We start from the raw sequence: 19707 nt of genomic DNA, 5'->3' as shown, positions 1-19707 counted from the left end.
CCGGTGGGTGGAGGGCATGCAGGTCAGCTGCGAAACGGGGTTCCCGGTCGCAACGCTCGACGAGTTGCGCCGCCGCGGGCACGACCTGGTCGCCGTCGACGACTACAACCAATTCGGCAGCTGCCAGGCGATCTGGCGCCTCGACGGCGGCTATGTCGCGGCCAGCGATCCGCGTCGGGACGGTCAGGCCGCCGCCTTCTAGACGCGGATCTTGCCCTCGGCGGCCAGCTGGGCGATGTCGCTGCGGAAATGACTGCCCGGCAACCGGATCGAACGAACGACTTCGTAGGCCATGGATCGCGCGGCGGCCAGGTCCGCGCCGGTGCCCACCACCGACAGCACCCGGCCACCCGAGGAGACGATTTCCCCGTCGTCGCGCCGGGCCGTCCCGGCGTGCAGCACCCCGTCGGCTTCCGAGCCGACGATCACGTCACCCACCCGCGGACGGCCGGGGTAGCTCTCCGCCGCCACCACCACCGTCACGGCGGCGCCGTCGTGCCAGCGCAGCTCGCCGAAGTCCGCCAAGTTGCCGCTGCCGGCCGCGTACAACAACTGGCCGAGCGGTGATTCGAGCAGGGCTAGCACCGCCTGCGTCTCGGGATCGCCGAAGCGGCAGTTGAATTCGACCACCGCGGGGCCGTTGGAGGTGATCGCGAGCCCGGCATACAGCAATCCGCTGAACGCGCTGCCGCGCGCAACCATCTCCGCCGCAACGGGTTCGACGATGTTGCTGACGACGTCGCGGTACACCTCGTCGGGCAGCCACGGCACCGGGGCGTAGGCGCCCATCCCGCCGGTGTTGGGCCCGGTGTCGCCATCGCCGACGCGCTTGAAATCCTGCGCCGGCAGCAGCGGCACCACGGTTTCGCCGTCGACCACGCAGAACAGCGACACCTCCGGGCCGTCCAGATAGGACTCCAGCAGCACCGGGTGTCCCGCCTCGAGGAGCCCGGCGGCGTGCGCGCGGGCGACGGCGCGATCCGCGGTCACCACCACGCCCTTGCCCGCCGCCAGGCGGTCGTCCTTGACCACCCAGGCCGCATCCCCCGCCGGCGGGCCGAACCGCTGCAGGGCAGCGTCTAAATGCGCCGGGTTATCGACGATTTCGCTGGTTGCGGTGCGCACCCCAGCCGCGGCCATGACCTCCTTGGCGAAGGCCTTGGAGCCTTCGATGCGGGCGGCGTCCTTGCTGGGGCCGAAGCAGACAATGCCGGCGGCTCGCACCGCGTCGGCCACCCCGAGCACCAGCGGCACCTCGGGACCGATGACCACCAGGTCGGCGCGGACCTCGCGCGCCAGGGCGACGACGTCGTCCGCCGAGGTGATATCGACCTCGTGCTGGTCGGCCAGCCGCGCGGTGCCGGCGTTGCCGGGAGCGACCGCTAACCCCGTGACCTGGGGATCTTTGCGAAGCGCCAGCAGCAACGCATGCTCACGGGCACCGGAACCAATCACCAGGACACGCACGACACGTCAGACTAGCTGGTGCTGCGGCGCGCACCCACAGTCTCTAAAGGATTTTCTCGAGCAGCGCCTTGAGGTCGTTGCGCTGTGCGGCGGTGAGGCGCCCGAGGCGCTTGTCGAACTCGTCGGAGAGCAATCTCAGGCCGTGTTTGGCCGCCTGACGCCCGGCCGGGGTGAGCAGCAGCCGGTGCCGGCGCAGATCGGACGGGTCGATCTCGCGACGCACGAAGCCCGCCGCCTCGAGCCGCTTCAGGTACAGCGTCACCGTCGCCTTGGGCATGCTCAACGCCGCCGCCAGCGCGGCCGGGTAGGGGTGCTCGTCGATCTCGGCGAGCAGGAAGAGTTCCTTGGACTCGAGGCCCAGCGCGCAGATGTCGGCCTCGGCGCACGAGATGACCGAGAGCAGCACCCGGTAGTTCAGTGACCAGATCTTGGCCGCATCGACCGCAGACATCGACTTGCCAGATCGTTCAGGTATGAACTAGTTTTGTTTTGAACAACCGCATGGTCGAACAACTTACCAGGAAGTGGGCAGCATGCCGCTGGATGAATATGTGACACTCGGGCGATCCGGTCTGCGCGTCAGCCCCTTGTGCCTGGGCGCGATGACATTCGGCGAAGACCTGGGCTGGGGCACCAGTGTGGAAGAGTCCCAACAGATCATCGACCGCTACCTCGAACTCGGCGGCAACTTCATCGACACCGCCAACTTCTACACCCGGAGCCACTCCGAGAAGATCATCGGCGACCACGTCGGGCGCCACCCCGCCCGTCGCGATCGGCTGGTGATCGCGACCAAGTTCAGCGGCAACCTGTATCCGGGTGATCCCAACGGCGGCGGCTCGGGCCGCAAGTCGCTGATCAACGCCTGCGATAACTCGTTGCGGCGCTTGCAAACCGACTACATCGACCTGTACTGGCTGCACATCTGGGACGCCAACACCCCCATCGAGGAGACGATGGCGGCGCTCGAGGACCTCGTCCGGGCCGGCAAGGTGCGCTACATCGGCGTCTCGGACACCCCGGCGTGGAAGATCGCCCAGGCCAACCTGATCGCCGGTTTCCGCGGCTGGTCTGCGTTCGTCGGGCTGCAGGTCGAGTACTCGCTGCTGGAGCGCGCCATCGAACAGGACCTGGTGCCGATGGCGGCCGAATTCGGGCTCGGCATCACCCCGTGGTCGCCGCTGAAGAGCGGCGTGCTGAGCGGTAAGTACACCCGAGCCAACAGCGGCCGGCACAACGCCGACCGCGGCGCCCTGGTCGACGCCTTCCTCAACGAGAAGACCTACGCCGTCATCGACGAACTCGAGGCCATCGCGAAGGCACACGAGACCAACGTCGCCAGCGTCGCGCTGGCCTGGGTGCGCGCACAGCGTGCCGTCTCGTCCGTCATCATCGGCGCGCGCCGGCTCTCCCAGCTCGAGGACAACGTCCGCGCCGTCGACGTGACCCTCGGCGCCGACGAGCTGGCCCGGCTCGACGCCCTGACCAAGCCGAGCTTCGGCTTCCCGCACAACATGCTGGAGATGGCTCCGGGCATCATCAACGGCGGAACGACCGTCAACGGGGTCACCGCGCCGATCTCGGAATACGTGATGCCCGAAGGCGTTCAGCCGTACTGAATCGGCGACGAGGTCATCGAAAGTGCCTGATAGATCAGGCGGGTGTACATCCTGGTCCGCTCCGTTCCGGCTGGAGTGACTTGCCCCATCTTGTTCATGACGTAGGCGAATGTGGTGCGGCAGTAGGGATTCATGACCGCCATTGAGCCGCCCCAGCCGCCCCAGTAGCAGACTCGTTCATCGGGCATGTCCGGCACCGCCTCCCGATGCGGTAGCGCGAAGCCGATGCCCCATCGTGCGGGCATGGCCAGCACCAGGTCGGTGCAGTTGGCCTGCTCCTCGAAGATCAGGTCGATCGTCTCGGGCCTAAGCAGCCGCACGCCGTTTACGCTGCCGCCCAACGAGATCGGCGACAATGAGCGCACCAACGAGCGGGCGTTGCCATGCCCGTTGGCCGAGCCGATCTCCGCGCGGCGCCATGCGGTGGTCTCCGCGGCCAGCGCGGCCGCTGAGGTGGGTGGCACGGCGGCGAACGTCTTGCGCATCGGATGGTCGTCGGGCACCGCGTCGAGGGGCACGTCCAGCGGCGGTGGCGGAACGAGCTCGGCGATGCGCTCGTCATCCTCGGGCCGAGCACCGATCTGAAAATCGGCGCCGAGCGGTCCGCTGATCTGCTCGCGCACAAAGTTTTTCAGCGTCGAACCGGTGACGCGGCGGACGAGTTCACCGACGAGGTGACCGATGGTGATCGCGTGGTAGCCCGAGGCGGTCCCCGGCGGCCACCACGGCGCCTGGGCGGCGAGTTGCGACGTGGACTTGTCCCAGTCGTAAATGTCCTCGAGGCTGAAAGGCATCTCCCACCCGGACACCCCCGAGGTGTGACTGAGGACGTGGCGCACCTCGATGCGCTCCTTGCCGTTGGCGGCGAACTCGGGCCAGTACTTGGCGACGGGGGCGAACGGGTCGAGCAGGCCGCGGTCGATCAGCATCAGCGCCGCCAGCGCAGTCACATTCTTGGTGCTGGAGAAGACGTTGACGATTGTGTCGTGAGACCATTCCCGGGTTTTCGCTCGATCGGCATACCCGCCCCAGATGTCGACCACGAGCTCGCCGCCGATATCGACAGCGATGGCGGCGCCCAACTCGCCACCTGTGGTGACCTCGTCAGCCAGCGCGGCGACGAGATCCTCGAAGCGGCTGTCGTAGTGGCCATGTAATACGCCCGTGGTGAAGTGGGCATCGATTCCGGCATGGTTTGCGGCAAGACTTGCCTGGCTGTTCATGTGTCGCCTCCATTCGTTGGTGACCTCACTATGGATCGCGGCGAGTGAAGGAACATCCGCCAAAGGGCCTAGGCGCGCGGGCGGACGACCGAGTGGCTTTCTACGTCTTTGTGCCGATGTTTGCCGCCTCCAACCAGCTCATGCTGGCTAACATGGCTGAGACGGACCAACGCGTGGACACGCCACCATTGAACTGGAGCGACTTGGGCGTAACCGAGCTCCCGACCGGAACGGTGACGTTGCTGCTCGCAGACGTCGAGGGCTCGACGCGGCTCTGGCAGACCCAGCCCGAGCAGATGAGCGCCGCGATCGCACGGTTGGATCGGGCGGTATCGGACCTGGTTGCCCGGCACAGCGGGGTGCGCCCGGTGGAGCAGGGCGAGGGCGACAGCTTCGTGGTCGCCTTCGCCCGTGCCAGCGACGCCGCCGCCTTTGCTCTGCAGTTGCAGCGCACACCGCTGACGCCGATCCGTCTGCGGATCGGACTGCACACCGGCGAAGTGCAACTGCGCGACGAAGCAAACTACATCGGGCCGACCATCAACCGCGCGGCACGGCTGCGCGATCTCGCCCATGGGGGCCAGACGGTGCTGTCGGCGACCACAGCCGACCTGCTCGCCGACGCGGTTGGCACCCAAGCGTGGCTGCTCGACCTCGGCACGCACCCATTGCGGGATCTGCCCCGGCCCGAACGCGTAACGCAGCTCTGCCACGCCGACCTGCACAACGACTTCCCACCGCTTCGCGCATCGAAAAGCGCTGGGAAACAACACCTTCCGGCGCAGTTCACGAGTTTCGTCGGACGCGGCGCGGAAATCGAGGCCGTGCGGGAAATCGTCGTGGGCAACCGGTTGGTGACGCTGACCGGCGCGGGCGGTGTGGGCAAGACGCGTCTAGCAGTACAGATCGCGGACCGGATGGACACCGAGTTCACCGACGGCGTGTGGTACGTCGATCTGGCGCCGATCACCGATCCCGCCGTCGTACCGGTCGCCGTGACGCGGGCGTTGGGGCTGCCAGACCAATCAGGGCTTTCGACGATGAACACGGTTACCCGGGCCATCGGCGGGCGGCGCATCCTCGTCGTCTTGGACAACTGCGAGCACCTGATCGACGCGTGCGCCACGCTGACCGAGGCGCTGCTGGGGGCGTGCCCCCAAGTGACTGTTCTCGCCACGAGCCGCGAGCCGATCCGGGTGGTCGGCGAAGTCGCCTGGGGGGTGCCCTCCCTGTCGCTGACTGACGAGGCGATCACGTTGTTCATCGACCGCGCGCACCAAGTGCGGCCTGATTTCGTTGTGACCGAACAGAACTCTGCCACCGTAGCGGAGATCTGCGAGCGCCTCGACGGCATACCCTTGGCGATCGAGTTGGCGGCCGCGCGGGTCCGCGCGCTGTCATTGGCGCAGATCCTCGACAGCCTGCACGACCGTTTCCGCCTGCTGACCGGCGGCGCGCGCACCGCCGTGCGCCGCCAGCAGACGCTGCGGGCGTCCGTCGACTGGTCGCACGCTCTGTTGACCGAGCCGGAACGCGTCCTGTTCCGCCGGGCAGCCGTATTCCACGGCGGTTTCGAACTCGATGCAGCACAACAGGTTTGCGGTGACAGCGACGTCGAGAGCTACCAAATTCTCGACCAGCTCACGCTGCTCATCGACAAATCGCTCATTGCGGTAGAAGACGGCGGCTTCGGAACCCGATACCGGATGCTGGAGACGGTTCGTCAGTACGCGCTGGAAAAGCTCGGCGAGTCCGGCGAAGCCGACGCCGTGCGCGCGCGCCACCGCGACCACTACACCTCAATGGCCGCGCTGCTCGACGAGCCCGGCCGCACCGGCTATCAGAGCAGGGTCGAGCGCGCGGCAACAGAGATGGACAATCTGCGCGCAGCGTTCGCGTGGTGCCGCGAGAGTGGCGAGATCTCCGAGGCGCTGCGCCTCGCATCGGCGTTGCAACCGCTTTGGACCACTCGCGGCCGTGTTCGGGAGGGGACGGCCTGGTTCGAAGCGGCGCTCGCCGACGCGGCGGCGCGCAACGCGGAGGTGCCGCCTGCCGTCCGCGCCCGCGCGCTTGCAGATAACGCCACTCTCGAGGGCGCGCAGACCATTCACGACAACATGGACAAGGCATTGGAGGCCCTGGCACTCGCCCGCGAGATCGACGATCCGGCGCTGCTGGTTCGCGCGCTCGCCGGTTGCGGCATCATCGCCGCCTTTGACGCGGCTGCTGCCAGTTCGTACTTTGACGAAGCGCTCGGACTGGCCCGCGCCGTGGGCGATGACAGGAGCCTGAGCCAAATCCTGGCGTTCCAAGCGTTCGCCGCGGTTACCGGCAAGGGTGACGCGATCGCGGCGCGTGCGGCCGGCGAAGAAGGGCGTGACATCGCCGACGCGATCGGTGATGGCTACACCTCCCGCGCGTGCCGGTGGTGTATTGGCTTGGCGCAGCAGTGGGAAGCCGATCTCACCGGAGCCGTAGCGCAATTCCGGGCCCTGGTCGCGGAGGCCGAGGCGGCGCACGACGAAACATGGCGGATGTCAAGCCTCGTCAGCCTGGGCCACTATCTCGCCTTCGCGGGCGACCCGGACGAGGCCAGGGCCGCGGCCACCGCGGCGGTCGAAGCCGCCGCGGATTTCAGCGCGTTCAATCAGGGCTTCGCCTATGCCGCGCTGGCGGTGGCAAACCTGGCCGCGGGCGACGTGGAAGCAGCGGCCGCCGCCGGCGAGGCGGCGTGGGAGCGCATGAAGGCCCAACCCGAACTGGCCGCGGTGAACGTCATCCCACTCGCGGACGTTGCCCTCGCGCGGGGTGACCTGACGGTGGCCCGCCGCTTGGCCGACGACGCCGTCACGGTAGCCCCCGGCATGCACCTGCTGCTTGCGCTGGCAAAGCGGGCGCGAATCGCGATCGCGCAAAACGATGTTGAGCAGGCGGCGCGTGATGCGCGTGATGCGCTCACCGGCGCCGGGGACCTGAAGGGGTATTACGTGGTCCCCGACGTCCTCGAATGCCTGGCCATCCTTGCGGCGAGCGCCGGGGCGAACCGAGAAGCCGGTCGCCTCTTCGGCGCCGCAGATGCGGTTCGCGGCCGCACCGGGTATGTGCGCTTCAAGATCTACAACGCCGCCTATGACACGTCGGTGGCAGCGCTGCGCAAGGTCATGGGCGAGAACGACTTCCGCGCGGCATGGGCCGAGGGCGCGGCGCTGTCGATCGAGGAGGCGATCGCTTACGCGCAACGCGGGCGCGGCGAGCGCAAGCGACCGGCAACGGGATGGGATTCACTGACCCCCGCCGAAATCAACGTGGTGAGGCTGGTCAGCGAGGGGCTGCCGAACAAAGCCATCGCCGGCCGGCTGTTCGTGTCCGCGCGAACGGTGCAGACGCATCTGAGCCACGTCTACTCCAAGCTGGGTATCAGCTCGAGAGTGCAACTTGCACAAGAGGCTTCACGCCACGCTTAGTCGTCCTTGTTGCCCGAGTGCATCTTCAGCGCGGCGTCGACGTTGCCCTTCTTGTCCTCCCCGGCGCCCTTCGCCGCGGCCTTCTTGCGTTTGGCCACCACGGCGTCGACGGCGCCGTTGAGCGCCGAACCCAGCGGGAAGCCGAGGTAGTGGGTGAGGAAGACCGCCATCTCCTTGAGCTCGTTCTCGGTGAGCTCGCCGTTGAGAAGCGCGGCGTTGATCTGGATCTCGGCCAGGTCGCGGTTCCCGATCGCGGTCACCGCGGTCAGCGTCATGATGCGCTTGTCGCGCATCGACAATCCCGGTCGCGTCCAGATGTTGCCGAACAGGTGGTCGACGGTCAGGTCGAAGTACGCGTCGCCCTCGATGTTCGGCATCTCCCAGCCGTAGACCTCGTTCATCTTCGCGAGGCCCTTGCTGCGCAGCTCGTCCATTACGCCTCTTTCTCCGTGTGTGGTACCCCGAGGCCCGCGGCCAACCGCTGGTAGGCCAGCTGGGCGAGCGGCAGATCGACCGACACCGATTCGCCGAGAGCCAACGCCAGGCTCAGGTCCTTCTCCCCCAGCTCGCGGGCGTGCAGGAAGGACTGGTACAAGAAGTTGTCCGGTTCAAGGTCTTTCATGTTGCCGCGGACGATGATCGCACCCGGGCCGCTGGTCAGCGCGTCGGTGTGGCGCACCACCCGGCCCAGCGCCTGCAGGTCCAGGCCGGCGGCCTCGGCGAGTTTCATGGCCTCGCAGGCCGCGGCGTACGAGGTGAACGTCAACATGTTGCGGGCCAGCTTCATTCGGGTGCCCGCCCCGGGCTCACCGGCGTGGATGACCACCGATGCCCAATGTTTGAAGGCCGGCTTGATCCGCTCGTACACCTCCCGCTCGGCGCCCACCATGGTGGCGAGTTCACCCTTCGCCGCGGCGGCCGCGCCACCGCTGACCGGCGCGTCGACGATATGGATGCCGTGCGGCTTGTGCTCGGCGGCGAGCTCGACGGCCGTGGTGTCGCTGATGGTCGAGTGGATCGCGATGACGGTGCCGGGCTTGGCGTGCGCGGCCAGCTCGCCGACCACCTCGCGCACCTGGGCGTCGTTGAGGACGGTGATGTGGATGAGGTCGGCGCCCGCGACGTCGGCGACGCTGTCGGCCAGGCCGGCGCCCTTTTCCACCAGCGGGGTCATCGCCTCGGTCCGGATGTCGTAAACCGTTATTCCGCCCGGCCATTCGGTCATCTTGGTGGCCATCGGCGCGCCCATGTTGCCCAGGCCGATGTAGCCAAGCTTCAGCTGATCAGTCATCTGGCATCGCCTCCCGTCACGACCGGATTATCTGTCCGCCGTCGACATTGAAGATCTGTCCTGTGATCCACGAGGCCTCGTCGGAGAGCAGGAACAGGCACATGCCGACCAGGTCCTCGGGCGTGCCCATCCGCGACAGCGGCAGGCCCTTGACGATGTCGTCGACCATCTCCTTCGGGGTGGTGGTCCGATTGGCCTCGGTGTCGATGGGGCCGGGGGCGATCGCGTTGATCCGGATCTTCTGGCCACCCAGTTCGCGGGACAGCTGCTGGGTCAGGCCGTTGATTCCGACCTTGGCCAGGCCGTAGTAGTTCGCGTAAAGCCATGCGGCGGTGGATGATTGGTTGACGATCGCGCCGCCGCCACGCTTGGCCATCTTCTTGTACACCGCGCGCGTGCACCACAGCGCGCCGTCCAGGTTCACGCTCATGAACTTGCGGTAGTACTCAGGATCGATGGTGAGCAGGAAGTCCAGCTTCATGCCACCGAAGATCGCGGCGTTGTTGACCAGATAGTCGATGCCGCCGAATTCCGCGAGCGTGCGGTCGGCCATCTCCTTGGCCGACGCCGGGTCGGACACGTCGACCGGAATGCTGATGGCCGTTCCACCGTCGGCGACAATCTGTTTGGCGACCGCATCGGCGGCTTCGGCGTTGATGTCGGCGACCACCACCGCCGCGCCCTCGCGGGCCAGCGCCTCGGCGTACGCCTGCCCGATGCCGCCACCGGACCCGGTGACGATGCCGACTTTGTTCTCGAATCGCATGTTTTCCTCTCGGTCGCCTAATGGCGCGGTCACTGCACAGCGGTGGCGATGGTTTTGACTTCCAGGTATTCCTCGAAGCCGGCCACGCCCATTTCACGGCCGTTACCGGATTGCTTGTATCCGCCGAACGGCGCGTCGGCGGAGTACCAGACACCGCCGTTGACATTGACGGTGCCTACCCGCATCCGCGACGCGAAGTTGGCCGCGCGTTCCGGGTCGGCGCTGAACACGGTGCCGGACAGGCCGTATGGCGAGTCGTTCGCGATGCGCAGCGCATCGTCTTCGCCGTCGTAGGCGATCACGGTGAGCACCGGTCCGAAAATCTCCTCACGGGCAGGCCGGGCGTCGTTGGTCAGGCCGGCGATCACGGTCGGTTCGATGAAGAAGCCGCGGTCCTTGTCCGCCGGGCGGCCGCCGCCGCAGGCGAACGTCCCGCCCTCGGCGATCGCCAGGTCGAGGTAGCTTTGCACCCGCTCCCGCTGCCGCGCCGAAATCACCGGCCCGCAAACGGTTCCGGAGTCGTTGGGGTCGCCGGGCTTGATCGAGCCCATGGTGCCCGCCGCGATCGCGACGGCCTCGTCGTAGCGGGCTCGCGGCACCACCAGCCGCGTCGTGATGGCGCACCCCTGCCCGGCGTGCATGGCCGCGGTGAACGCCGACATCGAGCACGCCCCGCCCAGGTCGGCATCCTCGAGAACGACGAACGCCGACTTGCCGCCGAGCTCCAGGAAAACCCGCTTGATGGTGGCGGCGGCGTCGCTCATGACGCTGCGGCCCGTCGCGGTCGACCCGGTAAATGAAACCATATCCACCCGAGGGTCTTTCGAGAGCAGTGCGCCGACCCGGTGGTCGTCGGACGTGATGATGTTGACGACGCCGGGCGGGAAGTCGGTGTGTTCGGCGATGATCTCACCGAGCACCGCGGCACACCAGGGCGTGTCCGGTGCGGGCTTGAGCACCACGGTGTTGCCGGCGGCCAGCGCGGGCCCCAGTTTGGCGAGGTTGATCTGGTGCGGGAAGTTCCACGGCGTGATGGCGCCGACGACGCCGACGGCTTCGCGCGCGATCGTGCGCCGGGTCGGGATGCCCATCGGCGACGCCTGGCCGAGGTCTTGGTTCCACTCGTAGGACTCGGCGGTGTCGGCGGCGAAGCTCAGGTCACCGACCGGTCCCTCCAGTTGCGCGGCCGAAGTGAGCATCCGCGGGGCGCCGACCTCGGCGATGGTGATGTCGCGCAACTCTTCGATGTGGTCGCGCATCGCGTCGCGCAGCTGCCGGATGCAGCGCACCCGCAATTCGGTGTTGCGGGACCAGTCGGTCTCGTCGAAGGCGCGCCGCGCGGCGTCGATCGCGCGGTCCAGGTCGCCGGCGTCCGCGTTTGCGGCGACGCCCAGCACTTCCTCGGTCGCCGGGTTCACCGTGGGGAAGTTGCCGGCGCTGCCGGCCGACAGCTTGCCGTCGATGAACAGTTCACTCACGCCGTCGGCCAATAAGGCCATGTCCCGCTCCCGTCTGTGTGCGGCCAACCCGGCACGCCAATCTAGTGGACAGCTGTCCGATATTGTCCGATCGAACCATAGCCGCCAGGCCGTCGGCGGTGCAAGAGCCGATCTCGGGCATCCCTCGCCGAGAGGGTTGAAATGGGTATTACGCTGCGTATTTCGGCTGCGGGGTTGCCTCGCGCCGATCCGATCCTCTAGCTTGGACATGTGTCCAGCGATGCACTGGTGACGATCACCTCCGGCGGCGACCGCCAGGCCGGTCAGCCGGCGCGCAACCGTCGCCAGGAGGAGACGTTCCGCAAGGTGCTCGCGGCGGGCATCGAAACTCTGCGGGAGAAGTCCTACGCCGACCTGACGGTGCGGGCGGTCGCGGCGCGGGCCAAGGTCGCACCGGCGACCGCGTACACCTACTTCTCGTCGAAGAACCACCTGATCGCCGAGGTCTATCTGGACCTGGTGCGCCAGGTTCCGTTCTTCACCGACGTCAACGACCCGATGCCGGTCCGGGTGGACAAGGTGTTGCGGCACCTGGCGCTGGTGGTCGCCGACGAGCCGGAGGTCGGCGCCGCATGCACGACGGCCTTACTCGGCGGCGGGACCGATCCCGCGGTGGGTGCGGTGCGCGACCGCATCGGCGCCGAGATCCACCGCCGCATCGCGACCGCCATCGGCCCCGGGGCCGACCCTAACACCGTGACCGCGCTCGAAATGATGTTCTTCGGCGCACTGGTCCAGGCGGCCAGTGGCCAGTTCACCTATCACCAGATCGCCGACCAATTGGCCTATGTGGTGAATCTGATCTTGCCCGGCCCCGGCGAGACAAACCAGGAGACACGAACCTAAATGACCGTCCATGTGGGCGACCACGAGCTGGTCCTCGACCCCTACGACTACGACTTCCACGAAGATCCGTACCCGTACTACCAGCGGCTGCGCGACGAGGCCCCGCTGTATCGCAACGACGAGCTGAAGTTCTGGGCGTTGTCGCGCCACCAGGACGTGCTGCAGGGATTCCGCAACAGCACAACGCTTTCCAACAAGTTCGGCGTCTCGCTGGACCCCGCCTCGCGCGGCCCGCACGCCAGCAAGACGATGAGCTTCCTCGCGATGGACGATCCCGCCCACCTGCGGCTGCGCACCCTGGTCTCAAAGGGCTTCACGCCCAGGCGGATTCGCGAACTCGAGCCGCGGGTCACCGAGATCGCGACGCAGCATCTCGACACCATGATGGAAAAGGCGCAAGGCGGCACCGTCGACTACGTCGACGAGTTCGCCGGCAAGCTGCCGATGGACGTCATCTCCGAGCTGATGGGTGTCCCCGAGCCGGATCGGGATCAGGTACGGGCCTGGGCCGACGGGGTGATGCACCGCGAGGAGGGCGTCACCGACGTGCCGCCGGAGGCCGTCGAAGCCTCCCTCAACCTGATCGTCTACTACCAGCAGATGGTGGCCGAGCGGCGCGAGCAGCTGACCGACGACCTGACCTCCGCGCTGCTGGAGGCCGAGATCGACGGCGACCGGCTCACCGACGACGAGGTCCTCGGCTTCATGTTCCTGATGGTGATCGCCGGCAACGAGACCACCACCAAACTGCTTGCCAATGCCGCGTTTTGGGGTCACAAGAACCCGGATCAACTGACGCCGGTCTACGAGGACCTGACGCGGGTGCCGCTGTGGGTGGAGGAGACCCTGCGCTACGACACCTCCAGCCAGATCCTGGCTCGTACCGTGTCCGGGGAGCTCACCCTGTATGACACCACCATTCCCGAGGGCGACGTCCTGCTGCTGTTGCCCGGGTCCGGGCACCGCGACGAGCGGGTCTTCGACAACCCTGACGACTACCTCATCGGGCGCGAAATCGGGCCCAAACTATTGAGTTTCGGTAGCGGCGCACACTTTTGCCTGGGCGCGCATCTAGCGCGGATGGAAGCCCGGGTTGCGCTCACCGAGTTGTTCAAGCGAATCCGCGGCTACGAGGTGGACGAGGCCAACGCCGTCCGCGTCCACTCGAGCAATGTCCGCGGATTCGCTCACCTACCAATGAGCGTGGAGGTCCGCTGAATGCCCCGCTTTGAACCCTTGCCCGAACGCCGGCCCGCGATCGTGGCCGGCGCTTCCTCCGGCATCGGAGAGGCCACCGCCATCGAGCTCGCGGCGCACGGCTTCCCGGTCGCGCTGGGCGCCCGCCGGGTGGAGAAGCTCGAGGACATCGTCGGAAAGATCAACGCCGACGGTGGCGAGGCGGTGGGATTCCATCTGGACGTCACCGACCCGAACTCGGTGAAATCTTTTGTGGCACAGTCGACCGACGCGCTCGGCGACATCGAGGTGCTGGTGGCCGGAGCGGGTGACACCTACTTCGGCAAGCTCGCCGAGATCACTACCGACGAATTCGAGTCGCAGCTGCAGATCCACCTGGTCGGCGCCAACCGGTTGGCCACCGCGGTGTTGCCCGGCATGCTCGAGCGACAGCGCGGCGACCTGATCTTCGTCGGATCCGACGTCGCCCTGCGTCAGCGCCCGCACATGGGTGCCTACGGCGCGGCCAAGGCCGCGCTGGTCGCGATGGTCACCAACTTCCAGATGGAACTCGAGGGCACCGGCGTGCGGGCCTCGATCGTGCACCCCGGCCCCACGAAGACGTCGATGGGCTGGAGCCTGCCGGCCGAGAAGATCGGGCCGGCGCTGGAGGACTGGGCCAAGTGGGGCCAGGCCCGCCACGACTACTTCCTGCGCGCGGCGGACTTGGGACGCGCCATCACGTTCGTCGCCGAGACGCCGCGCGGTGGCTTCATCGCCAACATGGAGCTTCAGCCCGAAGCACCGCTGGCCGACAACAAAGACCGCCAGAAACTCGCGCTCGGCGAAGAGGGGATGCCGTCATGACCACAACAGCTACGGTGCCCCGGGTTTCCGGCGGCGAGGAAGAGCACGGCCACCTCGAGGAATTCCGCACCGACCCAATCGGTTTGATGAAGCGCGTCCGCGAGGAATGCGGGGACGTCGGCTGGTTCCAACTGGTCGACAAGCACGTCATCCTGCTGTCCGGTGCCGGCGCCAACGAGTTCTTCTTCCGCTCCGCCGACGAGGACCTCGACCAGGCCGAGGCGTATCCGTTCATGACGCCGATCTTCGGCAAGGGCGTCGTGTTCGACGCCAGCCCGGAGCGGCGCAAGGAGATGCTGCACAACTCGGCGCTGCGCGGCGAGCAGATGAAGGGGCACGCGGCCACCATCGAGGGCGAAGTCAAGAAGATGATCGCCGACTGGGGCGACGAGGGCGAGATCGAGCTGCTCGACTTCTTCGCCGAGCTGACCATCTACACCTCGACCGCGTGTCTGATCGGGCTGAAGTTTCGTGAGCAGCTCGACCACCGGTTCGCCGAGTACTACCACGAGCTGGAACGCGGCACCGACCCGCTGTGCTACGTCGACCCCTACCTGCCGATCGACAGCTTCCGGCGCCGCGACGAGGCGCGCGTGAAACTGGTTGCGCTGGTGCAAGAAATCATGGATCAGCGGCTGGCCAACCCGCCGAAGGACAAGGCCGACCGCGACATGCTCGACGTGCTGGTCTCGATCAAGGACGAGGACGGCCGGCCCCGGTTCTCCGCCGACGAGGTCACCGGGATGTTCATCTCGCTGATGTTCGCCGGGCACCACACCAGTTCGGGGACCTCGGCCTGGACGTTGATCGAGTTGATCCGCCATCCCGAGGTGTACGCCGAGGTGCTGGCCGAGCTCGAGGAGCTCTACGCCGACGGCCAGGAGGTGAGTTTCCATGCGCTGCGCTCGATTCCAAAGCTGGACAACGTGGTCAAGGAAACCTTGCGCCTGCACCCGCCGCTGATCATCCTGATGCGCGTCGCCAAGGGCGAGTTCGAGGTCGAGGGCTTTCCCATTCACACCGGTGATTACGTCGCGGCCTCCCCGGCGATCTCCAACCGGATCCCCGAGGACTTTCCCGACCCGGACGCGTTCAAGCCCGACCGCTACAACAAGCCCGAGCAGGCCGACATCGTCAACCGGTGGACCTGGATTCCCTTCGGCGCGGGCCGGCACCGCTGCGTCGGCGCCGCGTTCGCCCAGATGCAGATCAAGGCGATCTTCTCGGTCCTGTTGCGCGAGTATGAATTTGAGATGGCTCAGCCGGCAGACAGCTATCACAACGATCACTCCAAGATGGTGGTGCAGCTCGCGCGCCCGGCCAAGGTGCGCTACCGCAAGCGCAGCGCGTAAGGGAGTAAGTCCAATGGGCGGATTCAGGATCGAAGCGGATCTGGATTTGTGTCAGGGCCACGCCATGTGCGAACTGGAGGCGCCGGACTACTTCCGGGTGCCCAAGCGGGGCAAGGTCGAGATCGTCGACCCCGAACCGCCCGAGGACGCCCGCGACGAGGTCGAGCGCGCGGTCGATATGTGTCCCACGCAAGCACTGTTCATCAAAGAGAAAGAAGACTGAGGACCCATGACTTCCAAGACGTCACACTCACGCGAAGACCTCGAGGCATGGGTCGACCGCTGGCTGCAGGCCAACAAGGACTGCGAAAAGGCCGGTGACTGGCGGCCGTTGGCCGACTTCTACACCCAAGACGCCACCTACGGCTGGAACATCGGCCCCAAAGAGGACGTGATGTGCGTCGGGATCGACGAGATCCGCGACATCGCGCTCGGCCTGGAGATGGAGGGGCTGGAGAACTGGGTGTACGAATACCAGAAGGTGCTCATCGACGAGAAGCAGGGCGAGATCGTCGGCTTCTGGAAGCAGATCGTCAACAAGAACGACGGCACCCGGGACGAGATCTACGGCATCGGGGGCAGCTGGTTCCGACTCAACGAGGACCGGCTCATCGAGTGGCAGCGCGACTTCTTCGACTTCGGCCACGTCGCGTACATGTTCGGCAAGCTCATCGAGTCCGGGGATCTGAGCGACGGCATGCAGAAGCGCATCGAGCGCAGCGTCGCCGGGGAAAAGCTGCCCGGCTACTACCCGCTTGGCGAGGCTCCCGTCCCCATCTGGTGAGGGGGAGCCAACCAAGCATTTGATTTGTTGCACGCGCTATGCTGACGCGACAAGGGTGCCTGTGGCACTCGTCACCTAGCTGGCCGGCATGAAGGGGCCGGTCAGCTCTGATCAATTCAAAGGCGAAATGGGGTCAGGACCATCGTGAAGACAAAAGGCGCACTGATCTGGGAGTTCAACCAGCCCTGGTCTATCGAGGAAATCGAGATCGGCGACCCGCAAGCGCATGAGGTCAAGATCCAGATGGAAGCGGCGGGCATGTGCCACTCCGACCATCACCTGGTCACCGGGGGCATCCCGATGGCCGGTTTCCCGGTGCTCGGCGGCCACGAGGGCGCGGGCATCGTCACCGAGGTCGGTCCCGGCGTGGACGACATCGCCCCGGGTGACCACGTCGTGCTGTCGTTCATCCCGTCGTGTGGGCAGTGTCCGACCTGTCAGGCCGGCATGCGCAACCTCTGCGACCTGGGCGCCGGCCTGCTGGGCGGCGCCGCGGTGTCCGACGGCACCTTCCGCATCCAGGCCCGCGGCCAGAACGTCTACCCCATGACGCTGCTGGGAACGTTCTCCCCCTACATGGTCGTGCACCGCAGCTCGGTGGTGAAGATCGACCCGTCAGTCCCGTTCGAGGTCGCCGCGCTGGTCGGCTGCGGCGTCACCACCGGTTACGGCTCGTCGGTCCGCACCGCTGACATCCGCCCGGGCCAGGACGTCGCCATCGTCGGCGTCGGCGGGGTGGGCATGGCGGCGCTGCAGGGAGCCGTCAACGCCGGCGCCCGCTACATCTTCGCGATCGACCCGGTCGAGTGGAAGCGCGACCAGGCGCTGAAGTTCGGCGCCACCCACGTCTACCCCGACATCTTCGCGGCGATGGCGGGCATGGCCGAGGTCACCTACGGCCTGATGGCCCACAAGGTCGTGGTCACCGTGGGCGAGCTGCAGGGCGCCGACGTCGACAACTACCTGAACATCACCCAGAAGGGCGGCACCTGCGTGCTGACCGCCATCGGCAGCCTGCTGGACACCAACGTCAACCTGAACCTGGCGATGCTGACCCTGATGCAGAAGAACCTGCAGGGCACCATCTTCGGTGGCGGCAATCCGCAGTACGACATCCCGCAGCTGCTGTCGATGTACAAGGCCGGCAAGCTGAACCTGGACGACATGATCACCCGCCAGTACAAGCTGGAGCAGATCAACGACGGCTACCAGGACATGCTGGACGGCAAGAACATTCGCGGCGTCATCCGGTTCACCGACGCCGACCGGTAACCACTTGTCAGCCGCGTCCGCTCAGTGACCGGCTTCGGCCACCTCATGGCGCCGGGACGCATCGGCGCCATGAGCGTGCGCAACCGCCTGGTCATGTCTCCGATGGAGACGATGTACGGCACCCCGGACGGGCTGCCGTCGCAGCGCACCCGCGACTACTTCGCGGCCCGCGCCCGCGGCGGTGTCGGGCTGATCACGTTGGGCGCCACCGGGGTTGACCATCACCACCCCGAGACTCCCGGCGGCTTGCATCTGTCCACCGATGATGCCGTCGCCGCGCATCGGGCGCTGGTGGAGGCGGTGCACGAGCACGGCGCCAAGATCCAGCCCCAGATCGTGCACGCCGGGCCCGACGGCTTGGGACCGGAGATCTTCGGTGTCGAGTCGCTGGGCCCGTCGGTGATCCCGTCCTACCTCACCGGGCGCCCGTCGGCCGAGATCAGCGCGCGGCAACTGACCCAGGTGTTCGATCTGTTCAAGGCCGCGGCCCGGCGCGCCGTCGAGGCCGGCTACGACGGCATCGAGCTGCACGCCGCGCACGGCTACATGCTGCTGGGCTCCTTCCTTGCGCCGCAACGCAATCGGCGCACCGACGAGTACCGCGGTGACTCGGCGCGCGGCCGGGCGCGGGTGGTGCTCGAGGCGCTGGCCGCGATCCGCTCCGAGATCGGCGACGCCCTGCCGATCACGCTGCGCATCTCCGGGTACGAACGCGTCGCCGGCGGCCGGGCCATCTACGAAACCGCCCGGCTGGCACCCGAACTCGTCGCCGCCGGGGTTGACGCGTTCCACGTCAGCGGCGGGGTGATCGATCGGCTGGTCACCGGCATGGTCAACGGCGCCGACGACGGCGACGAGCTCAACGTCGGTGCCGCGGCCGCGGTCAAGCAGGTGGTCGACGTGCCGGTGATCGCCGTCGGCCGCATCCACGACCCCGTGCGCGCCGAGCGGATCCTGGCCGACGGCCGTGCCGATTTCATCGCCATGGGACGCCCGCTGCTGGCCGACCCCGACCTGCCCCGCAAGATCTCGTCCGGCCAGGCGCACCGGGTCCGCAGGTGCATCTCGTGCGAAAACTGCATCGACGCAATGGAACAGCGCTTCTCGGTCGATTGCGCGGTCAATCCGCGCACCGGCAAGGAACGGCAATTGGCGGCGGCCCGCGCCGACCGCGCGAAACGGGTGGTGGTGATCGGCGGTGGCCCGGCGGGGCTGGAGGCCGCGCGCGTCGCCGCCGAACGCGGCCACCGCGTCACGCTGTTCGAGCGCAGTGCGCAGCTGGGCGGCGCGCTGCGCTGGGCCTCGGTGCTGCACCCGGAAAACCAACCGTTCCTGCGGTACCTGTGCGACGAGCTCAGGGCGAGCCCGGCCAAAATTCATCCGGGCCATAGTGTTTCGGCCGGCGACGTCGTCGCGTCCGCACCGGACGCGGTGATCGTGGCCACCGGTGGCCGTGTCGTCGTGCCGCCGATCCCCGGCGCCGATCGCGCACACGTGCACACCGGGCCCGGGCTGCGCGAATTGCTAGGTGGCCGTGCCCAATCCGGCGCGCCGGCCTGGCAGCGCCTCGGCGCCGCTGTGTTGTCCGGCCGGCGGCAGCGGCTGCTGCGGCCGGCCGCGATCCGACTCGCCAGCCGGGCCTGGATGCCGCTCGGGCGGCGCGTGGTCATCGTCGGCGGTGACCTGGTCGCCCTGGAATTGGCGGAATTCCTTGCCCGCCGGGGCCGGTTGGTGGCCATCCTGGAAGCCGGCAAGGACATCGCGCCCGAGGTGGGCAATAAACGCAAGACCGAACACATGGATCGTCTCGACCGGCTGGGCGTCACCGTGCACGTGCGCGCCGTTACCGAACGCATCACCGCCGATGCGGTGGAGTTCACCCCCGACGGGGGAACCATCCGGCGCCTGGCCGCCGACAGCGTCGTGCTGGCCGGCACGGTCGAGCCGGACACCGCGCTGTTCGACGCCCTGGTCGACGCCCTGCCCGACGCCGAGGTGCACGCCGCCGGTGACTGCACCGGGCTGGGCCTGATCCGCAAAGCCACCGAGGAAGGCGCGCGTGCCGCGTGCGCAATCTAGTG

General features: G+C 67.4%; 18 protein-coding genes. 11 read left to right on the top strand and 7 right to left on the bottom strand.

The annotated features are described in order from the left end of the window. Nucleotides 1-202: gamma-glutamyltransferase (locus A5622_RS17580; protein WP_197508041.1), on the top strand; the 202-nt coding region annotated here is incomplete at its 5' end. On the opposite strand, the gene purD is transcribed toward A5622_RS17580, so the two are convergent. After that, the gene (gene purD, locus A5622_RS17575) at nucleotides 199-1467 is read right to left on the bottom strand and encodes a phosphoribosylamine--glycine ligase (protein ID WP_066863946.1); all 1269 of its coding nucleotides are present in this window, start codon (nucleotides 1465-1467) and stop codon (nucleotides 199-201) included. The two genes, A5622_RS17580 and purD, sit on opposite strands and share 4 nt — an antisense overlap. A gap of 43 nt (nucleotides 1468-1510) precedes the next feature. Then, nucleotides 1511-1918: a MarR family winged helix-turn-helix transcriptional regulator gene (locus A5622_RS17570; protein WP_066880275.1), complete on the bottom strand. Its 408-nt coding sequence runs from the start codon at nucleotides 1916-1918 to the stop codon at nucleotides 1511-1513. A gap of 73 nt (nucleotides 1919-1991) precedes the next feature. On the opposite strand from A5622_RS17570, the gene A5622_RS17565 reads away from it, so the two are divergent. Then, the gene (locus A5622_RS17565; protein ID WP_066880273.1) at nucleotides 1992-3086 is read left to right on the top strand and encodes an aldo/keto reductase; all 1095 of its coding nucleotides are present in this window, start codon (nucleotides 1992-1994) and stop codon (nucleotides 3084-3086) included. Here A5622_RS17565 and A5622_RS17560 read toward each other — a convergent pair. Further along, entirely contained in the window at nucleotides 3074-4309 is a 1236-nt protein-coding gene (locus A5622_RS17560) for a serine hydrolase domain-containing protein (protein ID WP_082984595.1), read from the bottom strand. The genes A5622_RS17565 and A5622_RS17560 overlap by 13 nt on opposite strands. A 140-nt stretch (nucleotides 4310-4449) precedes the next feature. On the opposite strand from A5622_RS17560, the gene A5622_RS17555 reads away from it, so the two are divergent. After that, the gene (locus tag A5622_RS17555) at nucleotides 4450-7773 is read left to right on the top strand and encodes a LuxR C-terminal-related transcriptional regulator (RefSeq protein ID WP_082994619.1); all 3324 of its coding nucleotides are present in this window, start codon (nucleotides 4450-4452) and stop codon (nucleotides 7771-7773) included. Here A5622_RS17555 and A5622_RS17550 read toward each other — a convergent pair. From A5622_RS17550 to A5622_RS17535, 4 genes are read right to left on the bottom strand one after another with little or no spacing between them, the layout of a single operon-like run. Next, nucleotides 7770-8207 (bottom strand): carboxymuconolactone decarboxylase family protein, encoded by a 438-nt coding sequence (locus A5622_RS17550; protein WP_066863955.1) that lies wholly within the window; start codon nucleotides 8205-8207, stop codon nucleotides 7770-7772. The genes A5622_RS17555 and A5622_RS17550 overlap by 4 nt on opposite strands. Beyond that, on the bottom strand, nucleotides 8207-9064 hold the full coding sequence (locus A5622_RS17545) for an NAD(P)-dependent oxidoreductase (protein WP_066880271.1): 858 nt from the start codon (nucleotides 9062-9064) through the stop codon (nucleotides 8207-8209). The genes A5622_RS17550 and A5622_RS17545 overlap by 1 nt, the downstream gene beginning before the upstream one ends. A gap of 16 nt (nucleotides 9065-9080) precedes the next feature. Then, nucleotides 9081-9830 carry an SDR family oxidoreductase gene (locus A5622_RS17540; RefSeq protein ID WP_066880269.1) on the bottom strand — a complete coding sequence of 250 codons (750 nt, stop codon included), beginning with the start codon at nucleotides 9828-9830 and terminating at the stop codon, nucleotides 9081-9083. A gap of 29 nt (nucleotides 9831-9859) precedes the next feature. Beyond that, nucleotides 9860-11329 carry an aldehyde dehydrogenase gene (locus tag A5622_RS17535; RefSeq protein WP_066863963.1) on the bottom strand — a complete coding sequence of 490 codons (1470 nt, stop codon included), beginning with the start codon at nucleotides 11327-11329 and terminating at the stop codon, nucleotides 9860-9862. A gap of 210 nt (nucleotides 11330-11539) precedes the next feature. On the opposite strand from A5622_RS17535, the gene A5622_RS17530 reads away from it, so the two are divergent. The 8 genes from A5622_RS17530 (at nucleotide 11540) to A5622_RS17495 (ending at nucleotide 19705) form a co-directional block, all read left to right on the top strand. Further along, nucleotides 11540-12175 carry a TetR/AcrR family transcriptional regulator gene (locus A5622_RS17530; RefSeq protein WP_066863966.1) on the top strand — a complete coding sequence of 212 codons (636 nt, stop codon included), beginning with the start codon at nucleotides 11540-11542 and terminating at the stop codon, nucleotides 12173-12175. Further along, on the top strand, nucleotides 12176-13393 hold the full coding sequence (locus A5622_RS17525) for a cytochrome P450 (RefSeq protein ID WP_066863969.1): 1218 nt from the start codon (nucleotides 12176-12178) through the stop codon (nucleotides 13391-13393). Further along, the gene (locus A5622_RS17520; RefSeq protein ID WP_066863971.1) at nucleotides 13394-14218 is read left to right on the top strand and encodes an SDR family oxidoreductase; all 825 of its coding nucleotides are present in this window, start codon (nucleotides 13394-13396) and stop codon (nucleotides 14216-14218) included. Further along, nucleotides 14215-15570, top strand: a complete 1356-nt coding sequence (locus A5622_RS17515) for a cytochrome P450 (RefSeq protein WP_066863974.1) — start codon at nucleotides 14215-14217, stop codon at nucleotides 15568-15570. The genes A5622_RS17520 and A5622_RS17515 overlap by 4 nt, the downstream gene beginning before the upstream one ends. A gap of 13 nt (nucleotides 15571-15583) precedes the next feature. After that, nucleotides 15584-15793 carry a ferredoxin gene (locus tag A5622_RS17510; RefSeq protein ID WP_066863977.1) on the top strand — a complete coding sequence of 70 codons (210 nt, stop codon included), beginning with the start codon at nucleotides 15584-15586 and terminating at the stop codon, nucleotides 15791-15793. 6 nt (nucleotides 15794-15799) lie between these two features. Continuing rightward, nucleotides 15800-16354, top strand: coding sequence for a hypothetical protein (locus tag A5622_RS17505; protein ID WP_066863980.1), 555 nt, complete (start codon nucleotides 15800-15802; stop codon nucleotides 16352-16354). Nucleotides 16355-16498: 144 nt separating this feature from the next. Further along, complete coding sequence (locus A5622_RS17500; protein WP_066863983.1) at nucleotides 16499-17626, top strand: NDMA-dependent alcohol dehydrogenase; 1128 nt, start codon at nucleotides 16499-16501, stop codon at nucleotides 17624-17626. A 24-nt stretch (nucleotides 17627-17650) separates the two neighbouring features. Next, entirely contained in the window at nucleotides 17651-19705 is a 2055-nt protein-coding gene (locus tag A5622_RS17495) for an FAD-dependent oxidoreductase (RefSeq protein ID WP_066880266.1), read from the top strand. Nucleotides 19706-19707: the final 2 nt, after the last annotated feature.

Source organism: Mycobacterium sp. 1245801.1, assembly GCF_001673055.1.
Taxonomy (GTDB): domain Bacteria; phylum Actinomycetota; class Actinomycetes; order Mycobacteriales; family Mycobacteriaceae; genus Mycobacterium; species Mycobacterium europaeum_A.
The sequence above is the reverse complement of the archived record's forward strand: the minus strand, read 5'-3'. Positions and strand labels throughout refer to the sequence as shown.

Coding starts and splice junctions, on each gene's coding strand:
- A5622_RS17505 (WP_066863980.1), top strand. CDS start 15,800: ATGACTTCCAAGACGTCACACTCACGCGAAGACCTCGAGGCATGGGTC.
- A5622_RS17540 (WP_066880269.1), bottom strand. CDS start 9,830: ATGCGATTCGAGAACAAAGTCGGCATCGTCACCGGGTCCGGTGGCGGC.
- A5622_RS17515 (WP_066863974.1), top strand. CDS start 14,215: ATGACCACAACAGCTACGGTGCCCCGGGTTTCCGGCGGCGAGGAAGAG.
- A5622_RS17550 (WP_066863955.1), bottom strand. CDS start 8,207: ATGGACGAGCTGCGCAGCAAGGGCCTCGCGAAGATGAACGAGGTCTAC.
- A5622_RS17555 (WP_082994619.1), top strand. CDS start 4,450: ATGCTGGCTAACATGGCTGAGACGGACCAACGCGTGGACACGCCACCA.
- A5622_RS17535 (WP_066863963.1), bottom strand. CDS start 11,329: ATGGCCTTATTGGCCGACGGCGTGAGTGAACTGTTCATCGACGGCAAG.
- A5622_RS17570 (WP_066880275.1), bottom strand. CDS start 1,918: ATGTCTGCGGTCGATGCGGCCAAGATCTGGTCACTGAACTACCGGGTG.
- A5622_RS17525 (WP_066863969.1), top strand. CDS start 12,176: ATGACCGTCCATGTGGGCGACCACGAGCTGGTCCTCGACCCCTACGAC.
- A5622_RS17510 (WP_066863977.1), top strand. CDS start 15,584: ATGGGCGGATTCAGGATCGAAGCGGATCTGGATTTGTGTCAGGGCCAC.
- A5622_RS17545 (WP_066880271.1), bottom strand. CDS start 9,064: ATGACTGATCAGCTGAAGCTTGGCTACATCGGCCTGGGCAACATGGGC.
- A5622_RS17520 (WP_066863971.1), top strand. CDS start 13,394: ATGCCCCGCTTTGAACCCTTGCCCGAACGCCGGCCCGCGATCGTGGCC.
- A5622_RS17560 (WP_082984595.1), bottom strand. CDS start 4,309: ATGAACAGCCAGGCAAGTCTTGCCGCAAACCATGCCGGAATCGATGCC.